Annotated in this window: 2 protein-coding genes; both read right to left on the bottom strand. The window is 72.5% G+C overall.

Annotated features, from left to right (window positions below; translation table 11 throughout):
• The coding region (locus ACTIR_RS20995; RefSeq protein WP_084789261.1) for an ABC transporter substrate-binding protein at positions 1-1,599 on the bottom strand (1,599 nt) is incomplete at its 3' end.
• A 109-nt stretch (positions 1,600-1,708) separates the two neighbouring features.
• A partial coding sequence (locus ACTIR_RS0100750; protein WP_026452854.1) for an acyl-CoA dehydrogenase occupies positions 1,709-3,538 on the bottom strand: 1,830 nt, incomplete at its 5' end.

Below are 3,538 nucleotides of genomic sequence, written 5' to 3'. Positions count from 1 at the left end.
CTGGAACAGCATCATGCCTTCGCCGGTCGGCACGGTGCCGTACACGTCCGGGTTCCACGCGATCAACGTCCGCATCGGGGACAGCGTGAGGATCGGGACGTCGGCCTGCCAGAGCCGTTCGATCTCGGTGAGCACGGCCCGCGACTCCCGCTCGGTCCCGGCCCGTTGCAGCCGCCCGAGCAGCTCGTCCATCTCCGGGTTCGCGTAGCCGCCCGCGTTGATCGGGGACTCGCTGTGCAGCCCCGCGGTCAGCCGCGGGTACGGGTCCGCGTCACCGACGCTCAGCGCGGAACTGGCCAGGTCGAAGTCCTTCGTGGCGTAGATCTTCTGGATCTGCTCGGAGATCGACCGTGCCGCGAAGATCTCGACGGTGAAGCCCACCTGTTCGAGCATCGCCTTGATCGCCATCGACTCCGCGCGTGCCGACGGGTCGGACCCGTTCACCAGCTCGACGGACCCGTCGAAGCCGTCGGCCCGGGCCTGCTCCACCAGTTCCCGGGCCCGCTCGACGTCGGTGCCGAGCGGCTCGACGCCCTCCGCGTACCACTCCGAGGTCTCCGGGAACAACCGCTTCGACGGCACGGCCGCACCCTCGAACACCCGCTGGGACACCATCTCCGGCCGCAGGGCCAGCGCCAGCGCACGACGCACCCGGCGGTCGGCCCCGGGCCGTCCCTCCCGCTGGTTGATGGTGATCGAGTTGCCCACCGACAGGGTGGTGAGGAAGCCGGTGGCACCGGAGTCCAGCTGTTGCCGCACGTGGCTCGGTTCCCGCAGGTAGGCCACGTCGACCGCCCCGGACTCCAGTGCGTCGCGTTTCGCCTCCGGTCCGGGCAACCAGGTGAACCGCACCCGGTCGAGGTGTGGCCTGCCGAGCCGGTAGTCCTCGTTGGCCGCCAGGACCAGTTCCTCACCGGGAGCGTAGTTCTCGAGCGTGAACGGTCCCGCCCCGATCGGTTCGAACTCCGCGCCGTCGCGCGCGGCCGGTGCGGTGATCATCCCCGCGCCCTGCGCGAGCATGGTCGGGAACCCGGGCCACGGCCCGGTCAGCTCGAACACGACCGTGGTCTCCCCGGTGGCCGTCATCGAGTCGATGGTGCGCTGCAGCAGCGGCGCGTCCGAGCCGCCCGCGGAGAGGTAGTACTCGATGCTGCCCACCACCGCCTCGGCGTCGAGCGGGGTGCCGTCGCTGAACTCGACGTCGTCCGGGAGCTCGACCGTCCACTGTCGACCTTCGTCCGCGCTCTCCAGCGATTCGGCCAGCCACGGCACGTACTCGCCCGCGTCCTGGTCGTAGCGCACGAGTACGTCGTAGACGGCCGCGAGCGCGGCACCGCCGGACGACCCGTGCGCGATGGTCTCCGTGGGGTCGAGACTGGTGGGTTCGGCGTAGGCGGCGAAGGTGAGTGTGCCGCCGGCGGCCGGCTCACCCGGTTCCGGCTGTTGTCCCACCATCCCGTCGGGAACGCGCCCGGTGCCGGGGTCCGCATTCCCACCGTCGTGTCCGGCACCGGCGCCGCCGGAGCATCCGGCGAGCACGAGCGTGCCCCCCATCGCCGCCGCGCGGATCCGGGTTCCGAGCCCGGGTCGTGATCGCATGTCCTCTCCCTACCGTGAGCACCGACGTCGTTGTGCGCTGCTTCACAACTGCCGACGGACGGTAGGCCGGACCCCCACCGGCGATCCGGGCGGTCCCACTGACCGGAACTCAGGGATCGCGCGGCAGTCCGAGGATCCGCTCGCCGATGATGTTGAGCTGGATCTCGGTGGTCCCGCCCGCGATGGACAGGCACCGGGTGTTGAGGAACATCCACGCGCTCTCGCCCCGGGAGCTCGGACCGACGAGGGCGTCCACGCCGCGCCAGTCCATCACCGTCTCCCAGACCCGTTGGGCGTGCTCCACGCCGAGGAACTTGCCGACACTCGACTCCGCACCGGGCTGCCCGCCGGTCAACGACCGGAGCACCCCGCGCAGACGGAACAACCCTCCGGACTGGGCGTCGGCGAGCAGAGCCCCGAGTTCGGCCAACCGGTCGGCGTCGGGGGCACCGTCCGCGGCGGCCAGTTCGAGCAGTGTCTCGCCGCCGTCGCCCAGTGACGATCCCCGGGACAACGCCACCCGTTCGTTCGCCAGGGTCGTGCGGGCGAGTTTCCATCCGTCGCCGGGTTCGCCGACGAGTGCGTCGTCCGGGACGACGACCTCGTCCAGGAAGACCTCGTTGAACAACGCGTCCCCGGTGAGCTCGCGCAGCGGCCGGATCTCGATGCCGGGCGCGGACATGTCGACCAGGAAGTAGGACAGCCCCTTGTGTTTGCGCACCGACGGGTCGGTGCGGGCCAGGCAGATGGCCCAGTGCGCCTCGCGGGCGGCCGAGGTCCAGACCTTTTGCCCGGACAGCCGCCAGCCCCCCTCGACCTTCTCGGCGCGGGTGCGCAGCGCCGCCAGGTCGGAGCCCGCGCCGGGTTCGCTGAACAGCTGGCACCACACGGTCTCCCCGCGCAGGGTGGACGGGAGGAAACGCCGCTGCTGCTGCGCACTGCCGTGCTCGATCAGCGTCGGCACCACCCAGTTGCCGATCACCATGTCCACGGGGGACAGGTCCGCCGCCGCCAGTTCCTCGTCGATGACGAGCTGGGTGAGACCGTCGGCGCCCTTGCCCCACGGCTCCGGCAGATGCGGTGCGGTGTAGCCGTGCTCGGCGAGGTACCGGCGCGCACCCTCGGCGTCCCGCTCCCGGGCCGGTTGCAGTTCCGCACGGATCCGGGCGCGGACGGTCTCCGCCTCCGGCGGCAGCTCGACGCCCATCCCCCGGCGCACCCCGGCCAGCGCCGCACGGGCGATCTTCCGGTGCCATACGGCGGTCGGGCCGAGCAGCAGCCGCGAGCTCTGCGCACGGCGCAGGACGAATCCGGCGTCGTGCTCCCAGGTGAACCCGATCCCGCCGAGGACCTGGATGCAGTCCTTGGCGGTGGCGAAGGCCGCCTCGACGCTGCTCGCCCCGGCAACGGCCGCGGCGAGCGACGTCTCCGCCGACACCGCACCCACCCCGGTGTCCGCGTCGAGGGCGCGGGCGGCGTCCCAGGCGCACACCCGGGCCTGCTCGGCGCGCACCAGCATCCGGGCACAGCGGTGCTTCACGCCCTGGAACTGCCCGATCGGCCTGCCGAACTGTTCGCGGGTGGCGGCGTGGCCGGCGGCGGTCGTGGTGGCCCACTCGGCGAGTCCGGAGGCCTCGGCGGCCAGCAGGACGGCCGCCACCTCCCGCGGCAGTTCCGCCTCCGTCCCGGACAGCACCGAGTCCGGGGACAGCCGGATCTCCGGCACGTGCACACGCGCCAGGCGGCGCGTCGGATCGTGGCTGACCAGCTCCGTGGTCTCCACCTCGGCCCGGGACAGCACCACCCACGTGGTGCCGCCGTCGTCGTGGGCGGGCAGCACGAACACGTCGGCGGTCGCGCCGCCGGAGACCGGGTCGGGCGTCCCGGAGGCCACGACCGTGCCGTCGGCCTCCCGCCGCAGGGCGAGGGTGCCCGCACC

The sequence above is a fragment of the Saccharomonospora iraqiensis subsp. iraqiensis genome, assembly GCF_000430445.1.
Lineage (GTDB): Bacteria > Actinomycetota > Actinomycetes > Mycobacteriales > Pseudonocardiaceae > Saccharomonospora > Saccharomonospora iraqiensis.
The sequence above is the reverse complement of the archived record's forward strand: the minus strand, read 5'-3'. Positions and strand labels throughout refer to the sequence as shown.